The sequence below is a fragment of the Streptomyces thermovulgaris genome, assembly GCF_002155915.1.
GTDB lineage: Bacteria > Actinomycetota > Actinomycetes > Streptomycetales > Streptomycetaceae > Streptomyces > Streptomyces thermovulgaris.
In genome coordinates, this window is the sequence record NZ_MUME01000245.1 from 1 (window position 1) to 23,404 (window position 23,404).

Annotated in this window: 15 protein-coding genes, 1 tRNA gene and 1 pseudogene; 2 read left to right on the forward strand and 15 right to left on the reverse strand. The window is 73.4% G+C overall.

All coding sequences use genetic code 11. The annotated features are described in order from the left end of the window. Positions 1-850 precede the first annotated feature (850 nt). Positions 851-1,354, forward strand: a pseudogene (locus CCN35_RS29625) (PP2C family protein-serine/threonine phosphatase); the annotation flags it as partial. A gap of 219 nt (positions 1,355-1,573) precedes the next feature. Here CCN35_RS29625 and CCN35_RS19175 read toward each other — a convergent pair. The 10 genes from CCN35_RS19175 to bldG all read right to left on the reverse strand — a co-directional run bounded on the left by CCN35_RS19175 (position 1,574) and on the right by bldG (position 17,775). Next, positions 1,574-1,647, reverse strand: a tRNA-Thr gene (locus tag CCN35_RS19175). 113 nt (positions 1,648-1,760) lie between these two features. Beyond that, entirely contained in the window at positions 1,761-3,362 is a 1,602-nt protein-coding gene (locus CCN35_RS19180) for an alpha/beta hydrolase (protein ID WP_067393747.1), read from the reverse strand. 103 nt (positions 3,363-3,465) lie between these two features. After that, entirely contained in the window at positions 3,466-4,668 is a 1,203-nt protein-coding gene (locus CCN35_RS19185; RefSeq protein WP_067393752.1) for a DNA polymerase III subunit delta', read from the reverse strand. 120 nt (positions 4,669-4,788) lie between these two features. Then, a complete protein-coding gene (tmk, locus tag CCN35_RS19190) occupies positions 4,789-8,040 on the reverse strand; it encodes a dTMP kinase (protein WP_086793701.1) in 3,252 nt (1,083 codons plus the stop codon). Positions 8,041-8,204: 164 nt separating this feature from the next. After that, positions 8,205-11,036 carry a type I DNA topoisomerase gene (gene topA, locus CCN35_RS19195; protein WP_067393759.1) on the reverse strand — a complete coding sequence of 944 codons (2,832 nt, stop codon included), beginning with the start codon at positions 11,034-11,036 and terminating at the stop codon, positions 8,205-8,207. Between the two features lie 717 nt (positions 11,037-11,753). Continuing rightward, positions 11,754-13,250: a DUF7059 domain-containing protein gene (locus tag CCN35_RS19205; protein WP_067393901.1), complete on the reverse strand. Its 1,497-nt coding sequence runs from the start codon at positions 13,248-13,250 to the stop codon at positions 11,754-11,756. Positions 13,251-13,388: 138 nt separating this feature from the next. After that, on the reverse strand, positions 13,389-13,970 hold the full coding sequence (locus CCN35_RS19210) for a small secreted protein (protein WP_201450852.1): 582 nt from the start codon (positions 13,968-13,970) through the stop codon (positions 13,389-13,391). A 213-nt stretch (positions 13,971-14,183) separates the two neighbouring features. Beyond that, a complete protein-coding gene (locus tag CCN35_RS19215; RefSeq protein WP_067393766.1) occupies positions 14,184-16,589 on the reverse strand; it encodes a sodium-translocating pyrophosphatase in 2,406 nt (801 codons plus the stop codon). A 315-nt stretch (positions 16,590-16,904) separates the two neighbouring features. After that, complete coding sequence (locus tag CCN35_RS19220; protein WP_067393769.1) at positions 16,905-17,330, reverse strand: ATP-binding protein; 426 nt, start codon at positions 17,328-17,330, stop codon at positions 16,905-16,907. 103 nt (positions 17,331-17,433) lie between these two features. After that, positions 17,434-17,775, reverse strand: coding sequence for an anti-sigma factor antagonist BldG (gene bldG / locus CCN35_RS19225; protein WP_067393772.1), 342 nt, complete (start codon positions 17,773-17,775; stop codon positions 17,434-17,436). Between the two features lie 81 nt (positions 17,776-17,856). Here bldG and CCN35_RS19230 point away from each other — a divergent pair, with 81 nt between their 5' ends. Then, positions 17,857-20,427 (forward strand): DEAD/DEAH box helicase, encoded by a 2,571-nt coding sequence (locus CCN35_RS19230; protein ID WP_169721371.1) that lies wholly within the window; start codon positions 17,857-17,859, stop codon positions 20,425-20,427. Here the strand turns inward: CCN35_RS19230 and CCN35_RS30270 are convergent. From CCN35_RS30270 to CCN35_RS19255, 5 genes are all read right to left on the reverse strand, one after another. Next, on the reverse strand, positions 20,327-20,986 hold the full coding sequence (locus CCN35_RS30270) for an Rv3654c family TadE-like protein (protein ID WP_086793707.1): 660 nt from the start codon (positions 20,984-20,986) through the stop codon (positions 20,327-20,329). The two genes, CCN35_RS19230 and CCN35_RS30270, sit on opposite strands and share 101 nt — an antisense overlap. Then, positions 20,983-21,384 (reverse strand): TadE family type IV pilus minor pilin, encoded by a 402-nt coding sequence (locus CCN35_RS19240; RefSeq protein WP_067393778.1) that lies wholly within the window; start codon positions 21,382-21,384, stop codon positions 20,983-20,985. The genes CCN35_RS30270 and CCN35_RS19240 overlap by 4 nt, the downstream gene beginning before the upstream one ends. Beyond that, entirely contained in the window at positions 21,371-21,571 is a 201-nt protein-coding gene (locus tag CCN35_RS19245) for a DUF4244 domain-containing protein (RefSeq protein ID WP_067393781.1), read from the reverse strand. Before CCN35_RS19245 ends, CCN35_RS19240 begins: the two co-directional genes overlap by 14 nt. A gap of 86 nt (positions 21,572-21,657) precedes the next feature. After that, entirely contained in the window at positions 21,658-22,446 is a 789-nt protein-coding gene (locus CCN35_RS19250) for a type II secretion system F family protein (RefSeq protein WP_067393784.1), read from the reverse strand. Beyond that, positions 22,443-23,318, reverse strand: coding sequence for a type II secretion system F family protein (locus tag CCN35_RS19255; RefSeq protein WP_067393788.1), 876 nt, complete (start codon positions 23,316-23,318; stop codon positions 22,443-22,445). Before CCN35_RS19255 ends, CCN35_RS19250 begins: the two co-directional genes overlap by 4 nt. Positions 23,319-23,404: the final 86 nt, after the last annotated feature.

Below are 23,404 nucleotides of genomic sequence, written 5' to 3' on the forward strand. Positions count from 1 at the left end.
CGCGGCGACCGAGGCCCGGCCCGCATCGCCCCGTGCCCGCCGGCCGGGCCTCGGTCGCCGCGGGGCGGGGAGCGGCACAGACTGGGACCTGGAGCCTGTTCTTCGGGTCCTGCCGGGTCGCGCGGGCCGGCACGCGCTCCCACTGCCCTGGACGGGCGCGGGGACGCCCCAGCGGCGTTGCCGTCGCCCACCGGCGCGCCGCGTCGACGCCCTCCTCCGCCGCGCAGCCGCGCACCGGATCCCGCTCGGGCGGGCCAGGAGGGCACCGCCGCCGGAAGCGGCCCGACCCGGAAGGACAGGCCCCGGGCCCTCCCGCGACCGCGTCAGGAGTGCAGGGAACCAGGAGATGAGACACCACCGCACCTACCCGATCGGTCCGAGGAGCTGGCCGGTCTTCCTGCCCGCCCTGGCCATCGTCGCCTCGGTCGTCCTCGGCCTGTTCACCCCGCACGTCAACACCTTCCCCCTCCTGGCGGCCGCGCCCCTGCTGGCCGCGCCGGTGCTCTCCCTGCCGGGCACGGTCGTCACGGGAGTGGTGGCGATCGTCGTCGGACAGGCCAAGGCGCTCCTCGTCAGCGGCGGGTCCTTCTTCGCCTACGGCGTCCAGCTCTCCAGCATGGTCGTCCTGACGGTCCTGGCCTCCGTGCTCAACCGGATGATGAGCCGCTACCGGAAGGAGCTGAAGGACGCCCGTGAGGTCGCCGAGGCCGTCCAGCGCGCGGTGCTCCCCACGCCTCCCGCCCGCATCGGGCCGCTGGACGTGGCCGTCCGCTACCAGGCCGCCATGCGGGAGGCCGCCATCGGCGGCGACTTCTACGCCATCCACTCCACCCCCCACGGGATCCGGCTGATGATCGCCGATGTGCGCGGCAAGGGAGTGGGGGCGGTGAAGACCGTCAACGGGCTGCTGGGCAGTTTCCACGAGGCCGCGACCCGGGTGCCCGACCTGCCCGGCGTGGTCGCCCGGCTGGAGGAGCGCATGCGGGAGCTGAACTCCGAGGACACGGAAGGGGAGGAGTCCTTCGCCACCGCCGTCGTCATCGAGATCCCCGCCGACGGCTGCGTGCTGCGCCTGGTCAATCTGGGGCACTGCCCGCCGCTCCTCGTCCACCGGGGCCGGGCACGCCTGCTCACCCCGGCCGAGCCCGCGCTGCCGCTGGGCCTGGGCGACCTGGGCCGTGAACGGGTGCCGGTGGAGCAGCATCCCCTGCCGCCCGGCGCGACCCTGGTGCTGTACACCGACGGCGTGGTGGAGGCCCGCGACCGCCGGGGCGTCTTCTACGACCCCGTGCCCTCCCTGTCCCGTCCGCTCCCGACGGATCCCGACGCGATCCTGGACACCCTCCTCGCCGATCTGGCCCGGCACACCGGCGGACGCCTGGACGACGACGCCGCGCTCATGGCCGTGACCCATCGGCAGGAGGCGCAGGGCGGCCCCGCCCTGTCCACCGGCCGGCAGCCCTCCCGGACGCGCCCTCTCGCCCCCGCACCGCGGGCGTCCCGGGTGGCCGGGCCGGAAGGAGGACTCATGGGAAAAGCCAGGCCGGAGGGGATCCGACCTGGCTTCCGTCCGAGCCGCTTTCGGGATTCGAACCCGAGACCTACGCATTACGAGTGCGTTGCTCTGGCCATCTGAGCTAAAGCGGCCTGCTGCCGCACCATGGTGCGATCGGCAACGTGGGTAAGTCTACACAGTTTCCCGGGGTGCTTCGTACACGCCCCGGCGCGCCCGGGGCGTGCACGAAATCCTGCCCCGGATCTCAGGTGCAGCGCTTGCCGTCGGGGGGCGGGGTGCCCTGGAGGAGATAGGTGTTGATCGTGGAGTCGATGCAGCTGCTGCCGCGGTTGTAGGCGGTGTGGCCGTCGCCGTCGTAGGTGAGCAGACGGGCCGAGGAGAGCTGGCCGGCGAGGGACTGGGCCCAGCGGTAGGGGGTGGCCGGGTCGCGGGTGGTGCCGACGACCACGATGGGGGCGGCTCCCTCGGCCTTGATGCGGCGCGGGGCGGAGACGGCCTTGACCGGCCAGTACGCGCAGTTCAGGGAGGACCAGGCGAGGGGACGGCCGAAGACCGGGGAGGCCTTCTCGAAGTCGGGGAGGGATTTCTCCAGCTCCTCGCGGCCGGAGAAGGCGGGCGGGAGGTCCAGGCAGTTCACGGCGGCGTTGGCGTACATCAGATTGCTGTAGCGGCCGCCGGCGTCGCGCTCGTAGTAGCTGTCGGCCAGTGCGAGCAGGCCGGAACCGTCGTTCTTCTCCATCGCCGAGGTCAGGGCGGTGCGCAGCCGCGGCCAGGCCGACTTGTTGTACATCGCCGCGATCACCCCCGTGGTGGCCAGCGCCTCGCCGAGACGGCGGCCGGACGTGTCACCGGTGGGGATCGGCCGGGCGTCGAGCTCGCGGAAGAAGGCGGCAAGACGGTCGCCGACCTGCCGCGGTGTCGTGCCCCGGTCGCCGAGCGGGCAGTCGGCGTGCTGGACGCAGTCCTTCGCGAACGCCTGGAACGCCGTCTCGAAGCCCGCCGTCTGGTCCAGGTTCAGCCGGCGCGAGGACAGGGACGGATCCATGCCGCCGTCCAGGACGAAGCGGCCCACGCGGTCCGGGAACAGATCGGCGTACGTCGCCCCGAGGAGGGTGCCGTACGACGCGCCCACGTAGTTCAGCCTGGCGTCGCCCAGCACCGCCCGCAGGACGTCCATGTCCCGTGCCGCGTCGGCGGTGGAGACGTGCCGGAGCAGACGGGCGGAACGGGCGCCGCAGCCCTCCGCGAACTTCCGCTGCGCGTCGACGAGGGCGTCGGTCTCCTTGTGGTCGTCGGGGGTGACGTCCGTCTGCGTGTAGGCGTCCATGGCCCGGTCGTCCAGGCAGACGACCGGCTCGCTGCGGGCGACGCCGCGCGGGTCCATCGCGACCATGTCGTACTGGGCGCGGACCGGTGCCGGGTAGCCGGTGCCGGCGTACTGCTGCAGGAAGGTGACGGCCGAGCCGCCGGGTCCGCCCGGGTTCACCAGGAGGGAGCCCAGGCGCCTGCCCGGACCGGTCGCCCTCTTGCGGGCGACGGCCAGCCGGACGTCGCCCGCCTCGGGCCGTTCGTAGTCGAGCGGCGCCTTGATCGTGGTGCACTCGAAGCCGGGCACCCCGCAGTCCCGCCAGGCCGGTTTCTGCGCGTAGTACGACGCCAGGGCGGCGGGCACGGACGAGGACCGCACCGTCTCCGCCACGGGGGCGGTGCGATGCGGCTCGCCTCCGGGGGAACAGGCCGGGACCAGCAGCAGCGCGGTGACCGCCGCCGGCAGGGTGCGGACCGTGCGGGTGCGGGAACGGCAGGAATGACGACGAGTAGGACGTGGGGTGCGCCTGATGTGCATCCTGCGAGAGTAACGCTCGGCGACCGAATCATCGCTCTCCGTGCGCGACACGCCGGGTCCGTGTGCTCCGGCGGCGTTCCCCCGGCGGCTGCTCCCGGGCTCGTCAGCCCGCTCTGAGGGCCATCGTCATCGCCTCCACCGCCAGCAGCGGGGCCACATTGCGGTCGAGGGCCTCGCGGCAGGCGGCGATCGCCTCGATGCGGCGCAGCGTGGACTCCGGGGAGCTGCTGCGGGCGACCCGCTCCAGGGCGTCCTCGACGTCCGTGTTGGCGAGGGCCACGCGGGAGCCGAGCTGAAGGGCCAGGACGTCGCGGTAGAAGCCGGTGAGGTCGCTCAGGGCGACGTCGAGACTGTCGCGCTGGGTCCGGGTGCGGCGGCGCTTCTGCTTGTCCTCCAGCTCCTTCATCACGCCCGCCGTCCCGCGGGGCAGCCGGCCGCCCTGGGCCGCGCCCAGCGCCGCCTTCAGCTCCTCGGCCTCCTTGGCGTCCCTCTCCTCGGCGAGCGCCCTGGCGTCCTCCGCCGCCGCGTCGACCAGCTCCTGGGCCGCCTTGAGGCAGCCTCCGACGTCGTCGAGGCGGAGCGGAAGCCTCAGAACGGCGGCACGGCGTTCCCGCGCGGCCGGGTCGGTGGCCAGACGGCGGGCCCGGTCGACGTGCCCCTGGGTGGCGCGGGCGGCGGCGGCCGCGACCTCGGGTTCGACGCCCTCGCGGCGTACGAGCATGTCGGCCACGGCGTCCACCGACGGGGTCCGCAGGGTCACCTGGCGGCAGCGGGAGCGGATCGTGGGCAGGACGTCCTCGATCGAGGGGGCGCACAGCAGCCAGACGGTGCGGGGCGCCGGTTCCTCGACGGCCTTCAGGACGGCGTTGGCGGACTTCTCGTTCAGCCGCTCGGCGTCCTCGACGAGGATCACCTGCCAGCGGCCGTTCGCCGGGGAGGTGAACGACTTGCGGACGGTGTCGCGCATGTCCTCGGCCAGGATCTGGGTGCCGACGGCCGTCACCGTGGTGACGTCCGCGTGCGTGCCGACCAGCGTCGTGTGGCAGCCGTCGCAGAAGCCGCAGCCGGGAGCTCCGCCCAGGGCCCGGTCGGGGCTCACGCACTGCAGGGCGGCGGCGAAGGCACGCGCCGTCTGCGGGACCCCCGCGCCGGGCGGCCCCGTGAACAGCCAGGCGTGCGTCATCCTCGACGCCTCCGGCGGCGGTGCGTCGGCGGCCGCGGTGACCAGGGCATCGGCGTCCCGGGCAGCGGCACTCAGCTGCTCGACGACCTTCTCCTGTCCGACGAGGTCGTCCCACACGCTCATGGGTCGCGGCGCCCTTTCGTCATGGTCCGTGGTGCGGGATCCATTGTGCGGGGCGCCCCTGACAGAGGTGCCCCGGGAACGGAAGGGGGCGGGCTCTCCCGGCCCGCCCCGTCGGGGAACTCAGCGCCGTCGGCCGCGTCCCCGGCCGTCGTCGCTCCCGTCGCCGAAGTCCCTGCCGGCCGCGTCGTCCGTGTCGTCCCGGCGCGGCCCCAGCAGTTCGTCGGCCAGCGTCGGCAGGTCGTCGAGCGGTGTCCTCTCGGCCCACTCCGGCCGCCGCCGGCGCCGGGGGGCGCTCTCGGCGCCCACCTGGGGCAGCTCCCGCGTACGCTCCCCGTCCTCGCCGGGCCGGGCCGGCGGCTCGTCCCGGAAGAAGCCGGGGGGAACGCGGTCCGCGGGGTCCTCGGCCCGCACGGGGGGCAGGACCGCCGTCTCGTCCACGGCTCCCGGCGGCACCGGCGGCAGCACCGCCGTCTCGTCCGCGGCCCCCGGCGGCACCGGCGGCTGCGGCAGCTTCGCGGTCACCTCGGAGTCGGACACCGCGGACCCCCCGGCATCCCCGGATCCGCGGGACACCTCGCCGAAGCCTCCGCCCGAGGACTCCCGCACCGGCGGCAGCACCGCCGTCTCGTCCGCCGGCCCGTGCGGCGCGTCCGGCGCGTCCGGCGCGTCCGGCGCATTCGTCGGTTTCACCACCGGTGTCGGCACGGTCGCCGCCTCCGGCGGCACCATCGCGGCCGCGGGAGGCGTGGGCCGCGGGCCCGCCTGCGCGGTGGCCGCGGCCTGCTCCGCCGCCTTCCGGGCCTCCTCGGCCCGCAGCAGGGCCTCCTCGGCCAGGCGCTGCTTCTCCAGCCGGCGCGCCTCGGCCTCGGCCCGCAGCCGGGCCTCCTCCTCGGCCAGGCGCCGCCGTTCCTCCTCCTCGGCCTTCCGGCGGGCCTCGGCCTCCGCCCGGGCCTTCTCCTCCGCGAGCAGCCGGGCCCGCTCCTCCTCCGCCCTGCGCCGGGCCTCCTCGGCACGGCGCCGGGCCTCCTCGGCCTGCCGTTCGGCCTCGCGCCGCTGCGCCTCCTCCAGCTCGCGCCGCTTGCGTTCCTCCTCCTCGGCGCGCAGCCGGGCGAGCTGCTCCTGGCGCTCGCGCTCCAGCCGTTCCTCCTCGGCCTTTCTGCGGGCCTCCTCCTCGGCCTTCCTCCGCGCCTCCTCCTCGGCCTTCCGGCGGGCCTCCTCCTGGGCCTTCCGCTCGGCCTCGGACAGCGGCAGCATCTGGTCGAGCCGGTGCCGGACGACCGTGGCGACGGCCTCGGGCTCCTGCCCGGCGTCCACCACGAGGTACCGGCCGGGGTCGGCGGCGGCCAGCGCCAGGAACCCGGCCCGCACGCGCGCGTGGAACTCGGCGGGCTCCGACTCCAGACGGTCGGGCGCCTCCGTGAACCGCTCGCGGGCCGTCTCCGGGGAGACGTCCAGCAGGACGGTCAGATGCGGGACCAGTCCGCCGGTCGCCCAGCGGGAGATCCGCGCGATCTCGGTCGGGGACAGGTCGCGGCCCGCGCCCTGGTAGGCCACCGACGAGTCGATGTAGCGGTCGCTGATCACCACGGCGCCCCGCTCCAGGGCGGGCCGGACGACCGTGGCGACGTGCTCCGCGCGGTCGGCGGCGTACAGCAGCGCCTCCGCCCGGGGGGTCAGGCCCTGCGAGGACACGTCGAGCAGGATCGAGCGCAGCCGCTTGCCCACGGGGGTGGCGCCCGGCTCGCGGGTGAGGACGACCTCGTGGCCCTTGGACCTGATCCAGTCGGCGAGCAGCTCGGCCTGCGTGGACTTGCCCGCCCCGTCGCCGCCCTCGATGGCGATGAAGAAACCGGAGGACGCGGGGGCCGTCACCGGGTCGTCGCCGCGCAGGGCGTCGACGAGGTCCTGCCGCAGCGGCACGCCCGAGCGGTCGTCGCCCTTGGCGAGGACCAGTGCGGCCACCGGCAGCAGCAGCGCGCCGACCAGCATCAGCGTGAAGGCGGCGCCGCCGTGCGCGAACACGAACCGGCCGCTTTCCAGGCGGTGCGGGCCGATCCCGGCCGCGACCGCCGGGGCGAGGACGACGCCGAGCGCCACGAAGACCCGCACCACCGCGTGCAGGTGCTCGGTCATGCGCGGCCGGCGGTGGTCCTCGGTCTCCTGGTCGAGCAGGGTGTGCCCGGTGTTGGCCGCGACGCCCGCGCCCGTGCCGGCCAGGGCCAGGAGCAGCAGGACGGTGGTGACGTCGGGGACGAGTCCGGCGGCGAGCAGGGCGACGCCGGTGAGGGCGACCGCCAGGGCCAGCAGCCGGCGCCGCGACAGCGAGACCAGCGCCCTGGGGGCCGTGCGGATGCCGACGGCGACCCCGCCGGTGAGGGCGAGCACCGTCAGCCCGTACAGCACCGGGCCGCCCCCCAGGTCGGTGGCGTGCAGGACGCAGACGGCGACCGCGGCGGCGACCGCCCCGGCGACGGACGCGCAGGCGAGCACGAGCAGCGGCACGACCCCCGTGCGGCCCTTGTCGGCGCCGGTGCCCGTCCTCGGGCGGCGCAGCCCCTCCAGCGGCGAACGCGGCCGCGGGGTGCTCGTGCCGGGCAGCTCCAGGGAGGTCAGCACGGACAGGGAGGCGGCGAACAGCCCGGCCGCGACATAGGAGCCGAAGGCCGCATGGTGCCGGTCGAACCAGGCGACGACGGTGGCCAGGAGGTTGTTGAACAGGGACGCGGCGACCAGGGTGGCGGCCCCCAGCGGGACGGCCAGGAAGGCCGTGCGCAGCGACAGGCGGCGCAGGGCGTCCATGTGGTCGGGCAGCGGGCGCACCGTGGCGCCCTCCGGGGGCGGGGCGGGCAGCAGCGCGGGGGCCGCGCTCTCCTGGCACACCGTCCAGAGGCGCTCGGCGATCCCGGTCACGAGGACGGTGACCAGGATCCAGGCCAGGGCACTGCCCGGCGTCCAGTCGACCCACAGCGGGGCGACGATCATCAGCACGATGCGCACACCGTCCGCGCCGACCATGGTCCAGCGGCGGTCGAGCGGGCCGTCCTGCGCGGTGAGCGAGGCGAGGGGCCCGAGGAGGACCGCGCCGAAGAGCACGGTCGCCAGGACGCGGACGACGAAGACGGACGTCACCGCGAGGGCCGCGCCCCGGTAGCCCCCGCCGAAGGAGCCGGCGGCGATCGCCGCCTGGAGGGCCAGGACGACCAGGACCAGGAGCGCCAGGGTGTCCGCGACGCCTCCTGCCAGCTGCGCGCTCCACAGACGCCTCAGCTGCGGTCGGCGCAGCAGGGAGCGGACGGCACGCTCACGGGAGTCGGCTGCGAGAGCGTCGTCGGGTGCGGTGATGTGGGCCGTTTGCTGCTCGGCTCGCGTCATGCGTTCAGCCTATCCGGACGTACGGACGACACACGGTGACTGCATGAACGTGTACATGCCCCGACAGCACAGCGGTGATGCCGGAGTGCGCCCTGTGCACCGAGGGGACTGCGAAGGGGCCGCGGAAGGGGTGTCTCGCGCGGGCGGTGCTGCGCCGCCCGCGCTCACTCCTCCGCCGGGCCGGAAACGGCCGCCTTGGAGGCCGTCTTCTTGGCCGCCGCCTTCTTGGCGGTGGTCGTCTTCTTCGCCGCGGTCTTCTTCGCGGCCGAGGACGCCGTCTTCTTCGCCGCCGTCTTCTTGGCGGCCGCCTTCTTCGCGGTCTTCTTCGCCGGTCCCTTCGCACGCTTCTCGGCCAGCAGCTCGAAACCGCGCTCGGGGGTGATCGTCTCGACGCTGTCGCCGGCGCGCAGGGTGGCGTTGGTCTCGCCGTCGGTGACGTACGGGCCGAAGCGGCCGTCCTTGACCACGACCGGCCTGCCGCTGACCGGGTCCTCGCCGAGCTCCTTCAGCGGCGGCCTGGCCGCCGCGCGACCGCGCTGCTTGGGCTGGGCGTAGATCGCCCGGGCCTCCTCCAGCGTGATCGTGAAGATCTGCTCCTCGGACTGCAGCGAGCGCGAGTCCGTGCCCTTCTTCAGGTACGGGCCGTAGCGGCCGTTCTGCGCGGTGATCTCCTGGCCGTCGGTGTCGACGCCGACGACGCGCGGCAGCGACATGAGCCTCAGCGCGTCCTCCAGCGTCACCGTCTCCGGGGACATCGACTTGAACAGCGAGGCCGTGCGCGGCTTGACCGCGTTCTTGCCGGTCTTCGGGGTGCCCTCGGGGAGCACCTCGGTGACGTACGGGCCGAAGCGGCCGCTCTTGACCACGATGGGGTGGTGCGGCGGCTCCGGGTCGGTCCCGAGCACGCGCTCGCCGCTCGGCTTGGCCAGCAGCTCCTCGGCCAGCTCGACCGTCAGCTCGTCGGGCGCCAGGTCCGCCGGGACGTCGCCGGACTGGTATCCCTCGGTGCCCTTCTCGCCGCGCTCGACGTACGGCCCGAAGCGGCCGACCCGCAGCACGATGCCGTTGCCCACGGGGAACGACGACACCTCGCGCGCGTCGATGGCGCCCAGGTCGGTCACCAGGTCCTTGAGGCCGCCGAGGTGGTCCCCGTCGCCGTTGCCCGCGTCGGCGGCGCCGCCCTTGTCGCCCTTGCCGGCGCCCTCGCCGAAGTAGAACCGCCTCAGCCACGGCACCGCCTCGGCCTCGCCGCGGGCGATGCGGTCGAGGTCGTCCTCCATCTTGGCGGTGAAGTCGTAGTCGACGAGCCGCCCGAAGTGCTTCTCCAGGAGGTTGACCACGGCGAAGGACAGGAAGGACGGCACCAGGGCCGTGCCCTTCTTGAAGACATAGCCGCGGTCGAGGATCGTGCTGATGATCGACGCGTAGGTCGACGGGCGGCCGATCTCGCGCTCCTCGAGCTCCTTGACCAAGGTGGCCTCGGTGTAGCGGGCCGGGGGCTTGGTGGCGTGCCCGTCGGCCGTGATCTCCTCGGCGTTCAGGGCGTCGCCCTCGGCGACCTGCGGCAGACGGCGCTCGCGGTCGTCGAGCTCGGCGTTCGGGTCGTCGGCGCCCTCGACGTAGGCCTTCAGGAAGCCGTGGAAGGAGATCGTCTTGCCGGAGGCGCTGAACTCGACGTCCCGGCCGTCGGCCGCGGTGCCGCCGATCCTCACGGTCACGCTGTTCCCGGTCGCGTCCTTCATCTGGGAGGCGACCGTCCGCTTCCAGATCAGCTCGTAGAGCTTGAACTGGTCGCCGGTCAGACCGGTCTCGGCGGGAGTGCGGAAACGATCACCCGAGGGGCGGATCGCCTCGTGCGCCTCCTGGGCGTTCTTGACCTTCCCGGCGTACCTGCGCGGCTGCGGCGGCAGGTAGTCGGCGCCGTAGAGGTGCTCCACCTGGGCGCGGGCGGCGGCGATCGCCGTGTCGCTCAGGGTGGTGGAGTCCGTACGCATGTACGTGATGTAGCCGTTCTCGTACAGCTTCTGCGCGATCTGCATGGTGGTCTTCGCGCTGAAGCCGAGCTTGCGGCTGGCCTCCTGCTGGAGCGTCGTCGTCCGGAACGGGGCGTACGGGGAGCGGCGGTACGGCTTGGACTCGACGGACCGCACGAGGAAGCGGGTGTTCTCCAGGGCGTCGGCCAGCGCGCGGGCGCCCGCCTCGTCGAGGTGGAGGACGTTCTCGCTCCTCAGCCGGCCCCGGGAGTCGAAGTCGCGGCCCTGGGCGACACGCCGGCCGTCGACCGTCTGCAGCCGCGCGACCAGCGACGACGGGTCGCTCGGATCACCCGGGCGGCCGGTGGAGAAGGTGCCGGTCAGGTCCCAGTACTCGGCGGAGCGGAACGCCATGCGCTCGCGCTCCCGCTCGACCACGAGCCGGGTCGCGACCGACTGGACCCGGCCGGCCGACAGACGCGGCATGACCTTCTTCCACAGCACCGGCGAGACCTCGTAGCCGTAGAGACGGTCGAGGATGCGGCGGGTCTCCTGGGCGTCGACCAGCCGCTGATTGAGCTGGCGCGGATTGGCCACGGCCTCGCGGATGGCTTCCCTGGTGATCTCGTGGAAGACCATCCGCTTGACCGGGATCGTCGGCTTGAGCACTTCCTGCAAATGCCAGGCGATGGCCTCGCCCTCGCGGTCCTCGTCGGTGGCGAGGAACAGCTCGTCGGATTCCTTCAGCAGATCCTTGAGCTTTTTGACCTGGGCCTTCTTGTCCGCGTTGATGACATAGATCGGCTGGAAGTCGTGTTCCACATCCACACCGAGGCGGCGGACCTCGCCGGTGTACTGCTCGGGAACCTCCGCGGCGCCGTTGGGAAGGTCGCGGATGTGCCCGACGCTCGCTTCGACGACATAGCCGGGACCGAGGTAGCCCTTGATCGTCTTCGCCTTGGCAGGCGACTCGACGATGACGAGTCGGCGGCCGCCCTTTGCGGTCTCGCTGGTCGGGGACAACTTCGCTCTTCTCTCCGGTCGACGCTGGGGCTTCCCGGGCCCTGTTTTCCCGGGGATCGGGTCGTGGTGACGCTGCGGAGTGTGACGGTACATCCCGCCCCCGTGTCAAACGGGAAAAGCTCGCAACGGCCACTCGAACGGTAACCCGACTTCTGCCCTTCCTGCCGCCCGGAGTGCTCACCAGCTCTTTCACGCTTGCACGGAAGGTGACCCATCGGTTACGGAAAACGCGGTGATGCGACGGTTCTCACACGGGTGCGCAGCCCCGTGCGAGGCCCCCCGTGCCGGGGCCGGGGCGGGGAGGGCGACCGCGGCCGCGACGGCCGCCGACGCGGTCCGGCCGGCTTCGGGGACGACGGGCCCCCGGCGTCGCACCCGCACCGTCGTCCACTCCGGCAATGCCGCTTCGAACAGGGAGAACACCATTCCCGCGAAGATCGACGGCCCGCTCTCCACGGGGGTCCCCTCCCCTTTTCCGGACGTTTTCCGGACGCTCCCGGGACGTTTTCCGCACGCCCCGGCAGGGGAGATCGGCACCCCTGGGCGGCGGCCGGGCCGGCCCCGGTGAACGCCGGGCGGACGGGCGCCCGAGCGCCCCGTCCGCCCCTCTGCCCCCACCCCGCGCCGTATGACCGAAAATGACCGGAGAGGAAAAAGACGGGAAAGAAACAGGAAGAAACGGAAAGAAAGTGACAAGGTTGAACCGGCCGGACGGGCTCAGCCCACCGGCTCGATGAAGCCCTGCTCCACCAGCAGCCGGATCCGGGCGGGCATCCGGTCGCGGAGCACGACCGAGTCCTCGCCCGTCAGCTGGGCGATGGCGTCCAGGATGCGGCCGGCGCTCAGGCTGCCGTCGCAGACGCCGGCGAAGCCCGCGCCGACCGTGTCCACGGTGAGGGCACGGCGCATCCCGCGGTTCTGGCGCAGCACGACGTGCTCGGGGTCCTCGGCACCGGGCGGGCCGATCTGCTCCTGGACGACCTCGCGGGCCAGCCGGAAGCGGTCGTCGAGCAGGGCCGCGTCGTCGTGGCTGCGCAGGTAGTCGAGGCGGGCGAAGTACTCCCGCACGGTCTCGCCGAGCGGCTGCTCCACCGGGTGCGGCCACTCCTCCACGGTGATCGAGGGCACCGCGGAGGACGTCCGGCGCAGCGTGATCCAGCCGAAGCCCACGGCCTTGACCCTGCGCGCCTCGAACTCCTCCAGCCAGGCGTCGTACCGCGCCCGGTACCGGGCCGGGTCGGCGCGGTGGTCGCCGGCGTCCCTGAGCCACAGCTCGGCGTACTGGGTGACGTCCTGCACCTCGCGCTGCACGATCCACGCGTCGCACCCGCGGGGCACCCACGACCTGAGCCTGTCCTGCCAGTCCTCCCCCTCCACGTGCTGCCAGTTGGCGAGGAACTGCGCGTAGCCGCCCTCGTTGAGCCGCTCCCCCGCCTGCTCGACGAGCACCCGGCACAAATCGTCCCCGCCCATCCCGCCGTCGCGGTACGTCAGCCGGGCACCGGGCGAGATCACGAACGGCGGATTGGACACGATCAGGTCGAACGTCTCGCCCTCGCGGACCGGCTCGAACAGCGAGCCCCGGCGCAGATCGGCGGCCGGCGCACCGGACAGCGCCAGCGTCAGGGCGGTGATGTGCAGGGCGCGCGGGTTGACGTCGGTCGCCGTCACGCGCGTGGCGTGGCGGCCGGCGTGCAGCGCCTGGATGCCGGAGCCGGTGCCGAGGTCGAGCGCGGAGCCGACGGGCGTACGGACCGTGATGCCGGCCAGGGTCGTGGACGCGCCGCCGACGCCGAGGACGACGTCCTCCCGGCGGTCGCCGATGCCGCCCGCCCCGCCGACCGCGCAGCCCAGGTCGGACACGACGAACCAGTCCTCGCCGTCGGGCCCGCCGTAGGGCCGGACGTCCACGGTCGCGGCGAGCCCGTCCTCGCCGGCACGCACCAGCCAGCCGGTCTCCAGGCACTCCTCGACGGGCAGGACCTCCGCCACGCGCGCACGCGGCACGGGCTGCTGCAGCAGGAACAGCCGGCTCAGCAGCTCCAGCGGCGTGTCGCCGCGGGTGGCCCGCATCGCCGGGACGGTCTCGCCGCGCGCCAGGGCCGCGTACGCGGGTGCGCCGAGCAGCTCGAGCAGTCCGTCGGCGGTGAAGGAGGCGCCGAGCAGGGCGTCCCGGAGCCGGGCCGCGACGTCCGGGCGGTCGGCGGCGGGCAGGACGGGCGAGCCGGACGAGCCGGACGAGGCCGCCGGGCCGGACGGGCGGGGGGAAGCGGACGGGGCTGACGGTGCGGACAGGCTGGAGTCACTCACGGCCCCATTCTGTCGCTCGCGCCGCCGGCGCACGCGCGTGCGTCAGCCGTTCGCGGGCGCGGCGGACGCGGATGCGGACCTGCAGCTCGGCTGCCGGGCCATCGCCTGGCCCACCTCGCCCTCCTCCAGGTTCTTCAGGGCGTCGCTGCTGGTCTTGCTCAGCTTGTCCAGCTCGGTGGCGATGTCCTTCAGACCGTCCGCGAACTTGGCCTGGTCCTTGGTGTCAAGCTTGTCGACCTGCTGCTTGAGGGAGGCGTAGGCGGCGCCGAGGCTGTTGAGCTCCCTGACCGCGTCCTGCTGCTTCTTCCGGCCGTCCTCGACCTGGGGAGCGCCCGCCTTGTCCACGGCGGCGCCGATCGCCTTGTAGGCGTCGGACATGTCCTGGAAGGCCTGCGAGTCGGTCTTCTGGACCTGGGCCGGCTCGCTGTTGTCCGAGGTCTCCTTCTGGATGGCGGCGTTGGCGGCCGCGATCTTCTTCGCCTGCGGCTGCACGGCGTCGCACACCTGCTTGGCCCAGGCGTCCAGTGCCTCGTTCTTGCCGTCGTCGTTGCCGCTGCTGCAGCCCGTCAGCGCCAGTACCAGTACCGCACCGCCGGACAGTGCGGCCGCAAGCTTCTTGTTCACCGGTTCGGTCCCTTCCGTGGCTCTCGGCCCCGGAACATACACGCCCTCCCGGCGCCACCCCCCGTCCGGACGCCCGTTAACGCACACCTTGCAGCCTTTTGCACCAAGCGAGAGAAGACTCACGAGGAGAGCGCATCCGCGCACACGACGGGCGGGTGACGCGTACGACGCGCCACCCGCCCGTCCTCTTGAGCCGGCCCGCTGTGCGACCGCCTACGGGACCACCGCAGGATCGGCCGAGGTGGATACGTGTGCCGTGCTGTCCTCGTCACCGACGGTGTTCCTGCGCCGCTTGGAGAGATAGACCGCACCGGCGATGACGACCAGGGCCACGGCCGCGATCGCGATCCGCACGCCGAGGTTCTCGTTCCTGCCGTAGGAGAACTGGATGACCGCGGGCGCGATGAGCAGCGCCACCAGGTTCATCACCTTCAGCAGCGGGTTGATCGCGGGGCCGGCGGTGTCCTTGAAGGGGTCGCCGACCGTGTCGCCGATCACCGTGGCCGCATGGGCCTCGCTGCCCTTGCCGCCGTGGTGCCCGTCCTCCACCAGCTTTTTGGCGTTGTCCCAGGCACCGCCGGAGTTGGCGAGGAACACCGCCATCAGGGTGCCCGCGCCGATGGCGCCCGCGAGGAAGGCGCCGAGCGCACCGACGCCGAGCGTGAACCCGACGAAGATGGGCGCCATGACGGCGAGCAGACCGGGGGTGGCGAGCTCGCGCAGGGCGTCCTTGGTGCAGATGTCGACGACCTTGCCGTACTCCGGCTTCTCGCTGTAGTCCATGATCCCGGGCTTCTCGCGGAACTGCCGCCGCACCTCGAGCACCACCGCCCCCGCCGACCGCGACACGGCGTTGATCGCCAGCCCCGAGAAGAGGAAGACGACCGCCGCGCCGGCGACGAGGCCGACCAGGTTGTTGGGCTGCGAGATGTCCATGATCAGGGTCAGCGGCGCACCCGCGCCGGAGAGGCTCTCCCCGACCTCGCGCGCCCCGGTGGTGATCACGTCCCGGTACGACCCGAAGAGCGCCGCCGCCGCCAGGACCGCGGTGGCGATGGCGATGCCCTTGGTGATGGCCTTGGTGGTGTTGCCGACCGCGTCCAGGTCGGTGAGCACCTGCGCGCCCGCGCCCTCGACGTCGCCGGACATCTCGGCGATGCCCTGGGCGTTGTCGGAGACCGGGCCGAAGGTGTCCATGGCGACGATCACGCCGACCGTGGTGAGCAGGCCGGTGCCGGCCAGCGCCACCGCGAACAGCGCCAGCACGATCGACGTGCCGCCGAGCAGGAACGCGCCGTAGACGCTCAGGCCGATCAGCAGGGCGGTGTAGACGGCCGACTCCAGACCGACGGAGATGCCGGCGAGGACGACGGTGGCCGGCCCGGTCAGCGAGGTCCTGCCGAGGTCCTTGACCGGGCGCCGGCTGGTCTCGGTGAAGTAGCCGGTCAGCTGCTGGATCACGGCGGCCAGCAGAATGCCGATGGCCACCGAGACCAGGGCGAGGACGCGCGGATCGCCGCTCTTGCCCGTGATGGCCGCGTCGGTGACACCGGTCAGGTCGGCGTACGACGACGGCAGGTAGGCGAAGACGGCGATCGCGACCAGGACCAGCGAGATCACCGCGGAGATGAAGAAGCCGCGGTTGATCGCGGTCATGCCGCTGCGGTCGGAGCGGCGCGGCGCCACCACGAAGATGCCGATCATGGCGGTGAGCACGCCGATGGCCGGTACCAGCAGCGGGAACGCCAGCCCCGCGTCGCCGAAGGCCGCCGTGCCGAGGATGAGCGCGGCGACGAGGGTGACCGCGTACGACTCGAAGAGGTCGGCCGCCATGCCCGCGCAGTCGCCGACGTTGTCGCCCACGTTGTCGGCGATGGTCGCGGCATTGCGCGGGTCGTCCTCCGGAATGCCCTGCTCGACCTTGCCGACCAGGTCGGCGCCGACGTCGGCGGCCTTGGTGAAGATGCCGCCGCCGACTCGCATGAACATCGCGATGAGTGCCGCGCCGAGGCCGAAGCCCTCGAGCACCTTCGGCGCGTCGGCCGTGTACACCAGCACCACGCAGGAGGCGCCCAGCAGGCCGAGGCCCACCGTGAACATGCCGACGACGCCGCCCGTACGGAAAGCGATCTTCATGGCTCTGTGGGAAACAGCCGTGAGATCCTTTGCCGGCGCGCCTTCCGCGGGAGTCGCCTCCCGGGCTGCCGCGGCAACGCGCACATTGCTGCGCACGGCGAGCCACATGCCGATATAGCCGGTGGCCGCCGAGAAAACCGCACCGATCAGGAAGAACACCGAGCGTCCGGCACGCTGATTCCAGTCGTCCGCGGGCAGCAGCATGAGCAGGAAGAACACGATCACGGCGAATACGCCGAGCGTGCGCAGCTGACGGCCCAGATAGGCCTTCGCTCCTTCCTGGACCGCTTCCGCGATCTTCTTCATGCTGTCGGTGCCCTCGCCCGCCGCAAGTACCTGGCGCAGCAAGACGCCTGCGACCACGAGCGCGGCCAGTGCGACGGCCGCAATGACCGCCACGATGATCCGATTGTCGTCGGTCAGGACTGCGGCTGCGAAGGTTGTGGATTGGCCCAACTGATGAGGGGTGGAAAGCCCCGCCATTCGTCCTCCTTGACGCTTGGGCTGAGCTCAAGATGTGGACGGATTGTAGGGAGCGGAACGGGATCGAAACAGAGCGCGGCAAACCCAATCGGCCTGCATTCGCTCTTCAGCAAATGATCGACGTCACGCCACGAAACCCGAAAGAGGTAATGACCCAAAACCATTGACACACGATCAATGCTTGATCAAATGATCTATTGACTGATCGTGAATTAGTTCACGAATTCAATGTACCTGGTGGACGCGGCCGGGAAAAACGCGAAGGGCCCTGCCGAGCAGGGCCCTGGTGTGCTGCGCCGAGCGGGGTGGCGTACGTCAGGAAAGCGGCGCGGCCGGCGGCGGCGTGGTCGGCCAGGTCATCTTGATCAGCCCGCCGTGCTCCCCGGCCGAGACCTCCACGTCGTCGACGAGGCCGCTGATGACCGCGAGGCCCATCTCGTCCTCCGCGTCGTCCACGGCTCCCGGAGCCTCTCCGGGGCGGCGCGGCGCGTGCCGGGCCTCGTCGCCGACCTCGATGGAGAACTGCTTCTCCTCCTCGGTGAGCAGCACCTTCACCGGTGCCGAGATCCCGCTGCTGCGGTGCAGTCCGACGGCGCGTGAACAGGCCTCGCCCACGGCGAGCCTGACCTCGTCGAGAACGGCCTCGTCCACTCCGGCCCTGCGCGCCACCGCGGCCGCCACCAGCCGGGCGGTTCTGACGTGCTCGGGCAGCGCGCTGAAGCGGAGTTCAACGGTGGCCATGCATCCCCCTCGGAGCTACGGGCGTGCTGTCGCGGGACCGGGCCGCCGAGAACCCGGTCCCCCGCTTGAACTCTTCGCCCCGGACACCGGCCGGGGCCGGCGGTCAGTCGGTGGCCGCCACCGCTTCGTCGACCGTGGAGTGGATCGGGAACACCTTGGTCAGACCGGTGATACGGAAGATCTTGAGAATGCGCTCCTGGTTGCACACCAGGCGCAGCGAGCCCTCGTGGGCGCGCACACGCTTCAGACCGCCGACCAGCACGCCGAGCCCGGTGGAGTCGAGGAAGTCCACGCCCTCCATGTCGACGACGAGGTGGAAATTCCCGTCGTTCACCAGCTCGACCAGCTGCTCGCGCAGCTTGGGCGCGGTATATACGTCGATTTCGCCACCGACCTCGACGACCGTGCGATCGCCGACGGTACGGGTCGACAGGGACAGGTCCACGGATCCTCCAGCACCTTGCTATCGAGCGGTCGCCCCTCGGGCACCTCGGCTTGAAGCCCCCGGGACGGTTCGCCAGCCGCGATGGCATTCAATCACTTAACGGCAGGCGTGCACGACGCCTTGGTCCCATTGTCCTGCACACCGGTGACACACTCAGTGCCGATGGCCGAGAATCACCGATCCGATCGGTCCCCGACGAAGCCAACCCGCCCGGCACCGGGCGCGGTTCTGGACCGGCTCGCCTCGGGACCGAGCCGGGCTGCACGCATCACTCATACGGAGCACCTGCCCCCGCGCGCGGGTCGCCATGCCGTCTGGCCCGACCGGATTCGGCCGGAGGTCGTCGAGGCCGTCCGGGCCTGCGGGGTCGAACGCCCCTGGGCCCACCAGGCGCGCGCCGCCGAGCACGCCCTCGACGGCGACTCGGTGGTCGTCGCCACGGGCACGGCGTCCGGCAAGTCGCTGGCGTATCTCGTCCCGGTGCTGTCGACGCTGCTGGACGGCGCCGAGGCGCCCGCGCGGGGGGCGCAGCGGCGCGAGGCGCCCGTACGGGCCGGCGGGCTCCGGCCGGGCGACCGCGGCGCCACCGCCCTGTATCTGGCCCCCACCAAGGCCCTGGCGGCCGACCAGTGCCGCGCGGTGAAGGAGCTCGCCCGCCCGCTGGGCAAGGCCGTGCGTCCGGCGGTGTACGACGGCGACACCCCGCCCGAGGAGCGCGAGTGGATCCGCCGGTACGGCAACTACGTCCTGACCAACCCCGACATGCTGCACCGGGGGATCCTGCCCTCGCACCCGCGCTGGTCCTCCTTCCTGCGCGCCCTGAGGTACGTCGTCGTCGACGAGTGCCACGTCTACCGGGGCGTCTTCGGCTCGCACGTCGCCCAGGTGCTGCGCCGTCTGCGCCGGCTGTGCGCGCACTACGGCTCCTCGCCGGTGTTCCTGCTGGCCTCCGCGACCGCGGCGGAGCCCGCGGTGGCCGCCCGCCGCCTCACCGGTCTGCCCGTGGTCGAGGTGGCCGACGACGCCTCGCCCCGTGGTGAACTGGTGTTCGCCCTCTGGGAGCCACCGCTGACCGAACTGCAGGGCGAGAGGGGCGCGCCCGTCCGGCGCACGGCCACCGCCGAGACCGCCGATCTGCTGACCGACCTCACCCTGCAGGGCGTCCGCTCGGTCGCCTTCGTCCGCTCCCGGCGCGGCGCCGAACTGATCTCGGTGATCGCCAAGGAACGGCTGGCCGAGACCGACCGGTCGCTGACCCGGCGGGTGGCGGCCTACCGGGGCGGCTACCTCCCCGAGGAGCGCCGCGCCCTGGAGCGCGCCCTGCACTCCGGCGAGCTGCTGGGCCTGGCCGCCACGACCGCCCTGGAGCTGGGCATGGACGTCTCCGGTCTGGACGCCGTCCTGATGGCCGGCTATCCCGGCACCCGCGCCTCCCTGTGGCAGCAGGCGGGCCGTGCGGGCCGCTCCGGCCAGGGCGCCCTCGCGGTCCTGGTCGCCCGCGACGACCCGCTGGACACCTTCCTCGTCCACCATCCGAAGGCCCTGTTCGACCAGCCGGTCGAATCGACGGTGCTCGACCCCGACAACCCCTACGTCCTCGCCCCGCACCTGTGCGCGGCCGCCGCCGAGCTGCCGCTCACCGAGGAGGACACCGAGCTGTTCGGCCCCTCCTGCGGGGAGCTGCTGCCGCAGCTGGAGGCCGCGAAGCTGCTGCGCCGGCGGACGAGGGCCTGGCACTGGACCCGCCGGGAGCGGGCCGCGGACCTCACCGACCTGCGCGGCGAGGGCGGGCGGCCGGTGCAGATCGTCGAGGCCGGCACCGGGCGGCTGCTCGGCACGGTCGACCAGGGGGCCGCGCACACGAGCGTGCACGAGGGCGCGGTCCACCTGCACCAGGGCCGCACCTATCTGGTGCGCTCCCTCGACCTGGAGGACTCGGTCGCCCTGGTCGAGGAGGCGAACCCGCCGTACACCACGGTCGCCCGCGACACGACGTCCGTCTCCGTCCTGGAGACGGACGTGGAGATCCCCTGGGGCGACGGCCGCCTGTGCTACGGCTCCGTCGAGGTCACCAACCAGGTGGTCTCCTATCTGCGCCGGCGCCTTGTCACCGGCGAGGTCCTGGGCGAGACGAAACTCGACCTCCCTCCGCGTACGCTGCGCACCCGCGCGGTGTGGTGGACGGTCACCGAGGACCAGCTCGACGAGGCCCGGATCCACCCGGAGATCCTCGGCGGCGCCCTGCACGCCGCCGAGCACGCCTCGATCGGCATGCTGCCCCTGTTCGCGACCTGCGACCGGTGGGACATCGGCGGTGTCTCCGTCCCGCTGCACCCCGACACCCTGCTGCCCACGGTGTTCGTCTACGACGGCCACCCCGGCGGCGCGGGCTTCGCCGAGCGCGCCTTCCGCACCGCCCGCGCCTGGCTCACCGCCACCCGCGAGGCCATCGCCTCCTGCGAGTGCGACTCCGGCTGCCCCTCCTGCGTCCAGTCCCCCAAGTGCGGCAACGGCAACGAGCCCCTGCACAAGCGGGGAGCCGTACGGCTGCTCACCGTGCTGCTGAAGGGGGCCCCGAAGGAGGCCCCCGAAGGCCCGGGAGACCCGGGGGGACGGGGGGAACCGGGAGGGGCACCGGAGAAGACGCCGTAGGAGGCGCCGGAAGGAGCACCGCAGAAGCCTCCGGGGAGCCGTCGGAGAGGACTCCGAGGAGGAGGAGCCGGGCTTGCCCCGTGGAAGCGGCGGCTGCCGGGACGGGACCCGGCGCACGCGCCGGTCCTGCCACGGGTCCCGGCGGCGCCGTACCGTCCGCCGGCACTGCCGGTGCCGCCGCGCCCTCCGCCGGTGCCGCCGGCGGCGCCGTGCCGTCCGCCGGGACCGCCGGGCCCGCCCTCGCTCTCACCTCCGCCGTGAAGGGTCCCCATGCGAACGCCGCCGTGACGTCCGAGGTGTCGCCGGCGATCGCGCACCGGACGAGCCGGGCGCCCTGCGCACGGGCCACCCGCTCCGCCCGGGCACAGGCCACGGCGGGGCCCTCGGCCCAGTGGCCCGCCGCCGCGAGCGCCGCGAGGTCGGCGGCCCCGGCCGCGCGATGCCGGCCGACCACCGCCTGCCCGAGGGCGAGACCGGTCCCGAACACCACGCAGAGCAGAGCGATCGTCCCGACGCTCCACACACAGGCGGACCCGCGGTCCGAGAAGCGGTGTCTCATGTCCCCGCCCCTCCCGGCGTTCCCGCCGTGTCCTCCGCCTCCGCGACGGCCTCCTCCCTCAGCCGGAAGGGCAGCAGCACGCCCCTGCCCGGCGGATCGGCCACGACGACCACGTGCACATGGTCTCCCCGGCGGGTCACCGTGACCTTCGCACCGCGCGGTGCCACCTCCCGGGCCGCCCGGACGACCGCACCCTCGGGGTCCTGGCGGGCCGCCGCCCGGGCTCCGGCCCGGGCCGCGTCCACGCACTGGATCTGTGCGAGCACCACCAGCAGTCCCCACACCAGCGTCGTCACCACGAACACCAGCACGGGCAGGACCATGGCGGCCTCCGCCGTCACGAACCCCGCGTCGGCGTCCTGCCGCCCGCGCCCGCCCCGGCGCTCATGTCCGCGCACTGAGCGCCCGCCTCACGATGCCCTGCAGTTCGGCCCTGACCTGACCGCTGGTCACCACCTCGTACAGCAGCACGGCGAACGCCACCGCCGCGACGATTCCCATCGCGTACTCCGACGTCACCATTCCCGTGTCCCGACGCGTCCGCCGCACCAGGGCACGCAGTCGTGCCCGCGTCTTTCCGTACATCTCAACCCCCGTAAGGTCTCGGCCCGTTGGCTCCTCACCGCGTCCTGCTTCCGTCCCCGGGTCCTGCCTCCGTCCCGGGTCCTCCTTCAGCCACCACCCCCGTCCAGCACCCCGCCCGCGAGGCCGATCAGCACCGGCAGCACCCCGACCGCGACGAAGGCGGGCAGGAAGCACAGCCCCACCGGTGCGGTGACCAGCACGGCCGCCCGGCGCGCTCCGGCCGTCGCGACGCGGGCCCGGTCGGCGCGGACGTCGGCTGCGAGCCGCGCGACCGGCCCGGCGGCGGGCAGCCCCGACTCACCGGCCCGTTCCAGCAGACGTGCCAGGGCCGCCGCCCCCGGTATCGAGGCAAGTCCGCGCCAGGCGTCGGCCGGTTCCCCGCCGAGCCGCACCTCCGCCGCACCCCGGGCCAGCCGCTCCCCGACCGGCCCGCCCAGTGCCTCACCGACCGCCCGGGCGGCGCCGACCGGACCGGCACCGGCCGCGATACAGGCCGCCAGAAGGTCGGCGGCGAGCGGGAGCTGGCGGGCCGCCTCGGCCTCGTCGAACTCCGCCTCGGGGCGGCTCTCCGCCCATCGCCGCCACTGCCGCATCCCGGCCGCCCCGGCCAGCCCGACCACGACTCCCGCGAACCCGCCGACCAGCGCCCATCCGGCACCCGCCACCCCCACCACCGGCAGCCACCGCCGCACGGTGTCCGACACCACCCGCAGCCGCGGCCCCGGACGTCCCGACGCCTCCGTGCCCCACAGCGAGGCCACCCTCCGCCGCACGCCCCGCTCCCGGCGCACCCCCTCCAGCCACCGCACCAGCAGCCACAGCAGTGCCGAAGCCGCCAGCACCGTCCCCAGCCTGTGGACGACGCCCGTGCTCACAGCGCCTCCGCCGCTCGTACGATCCGCAGGGCCCACCACAGCCCCACGCCCTCCAGCAGGCCGCCGACGACCAGGCAGCCCAGGCCCGCTCCCGTGTGCAGCAGCACCCGCAGGGGGTCGGCCCCCATGGCCGTGCCCAGCGCGAGTCCCAGGACCGGCAGGCCGGCGAGCAGCACGGCCGTCGCCCTGGCTCCCGACAACTGGGCGCGCAGATCCGCGCGTTGGTCCCGTTCCGCGCGCAGTGCCCCGTCGAGCCGCTCGAGTCCGGCCGCCAGGGCCGCCCCCTGGTCCACGGCCACCCGCCAGCAGGCCGCGAGCCCCCGCAGTCCCTCGGCACCCGGCTGCCGCGCCGCCATGGCGAGCGCACCGGGCACGTCCCCGCCGAAACGGGCCGCCGCCAGCACCGCCGCCTGCGCGTCGCCGAGTCCGCCGGAGTCCCGTGCGGCGCGCAGCAGCGCCTCGCCCGGCTGCCGTCCGGCACGCACCTCCCCGGCAAGAGCGCCGCACAGGGCGATCACGGCGTCCGCCCGCCGCTCCTGCGCGCGGCGCGCGGCCCGGGCGAGCCGGGCACGGCGCAGCAACGGCATCGCCGCGGCCCCCGCGACGGCCGGCAGCACCGAGGCGCCCAGCACCGCCAGGACCACCCCGGCCGCCGGAGCCCACCACTCGAACCCCAACCGTCCGCGCAGACGGGAGAGTTCACCGAGGGCCCGGTTCCGGACCGGCGGCCGTGCGCCCACCGCTCCGCCACCGGGGAACAGCAGCCGTGCCCGCCGTGCCCCGGCATGCCGTCCGCCCAGCAGCCGCACGGCCGCTCCGGCACACCCCAGGGCCGTGACCGCGGACAGCAGCCCCGGCACCCCCTCGCCCATCCCGCTCACCACTCCCTTCCCGTCCCTTCCCGGCTCTCCGGGCAAAGCAGCTCCCGCAGCCGCTCCCACCCCCGCTCCTCCACGAA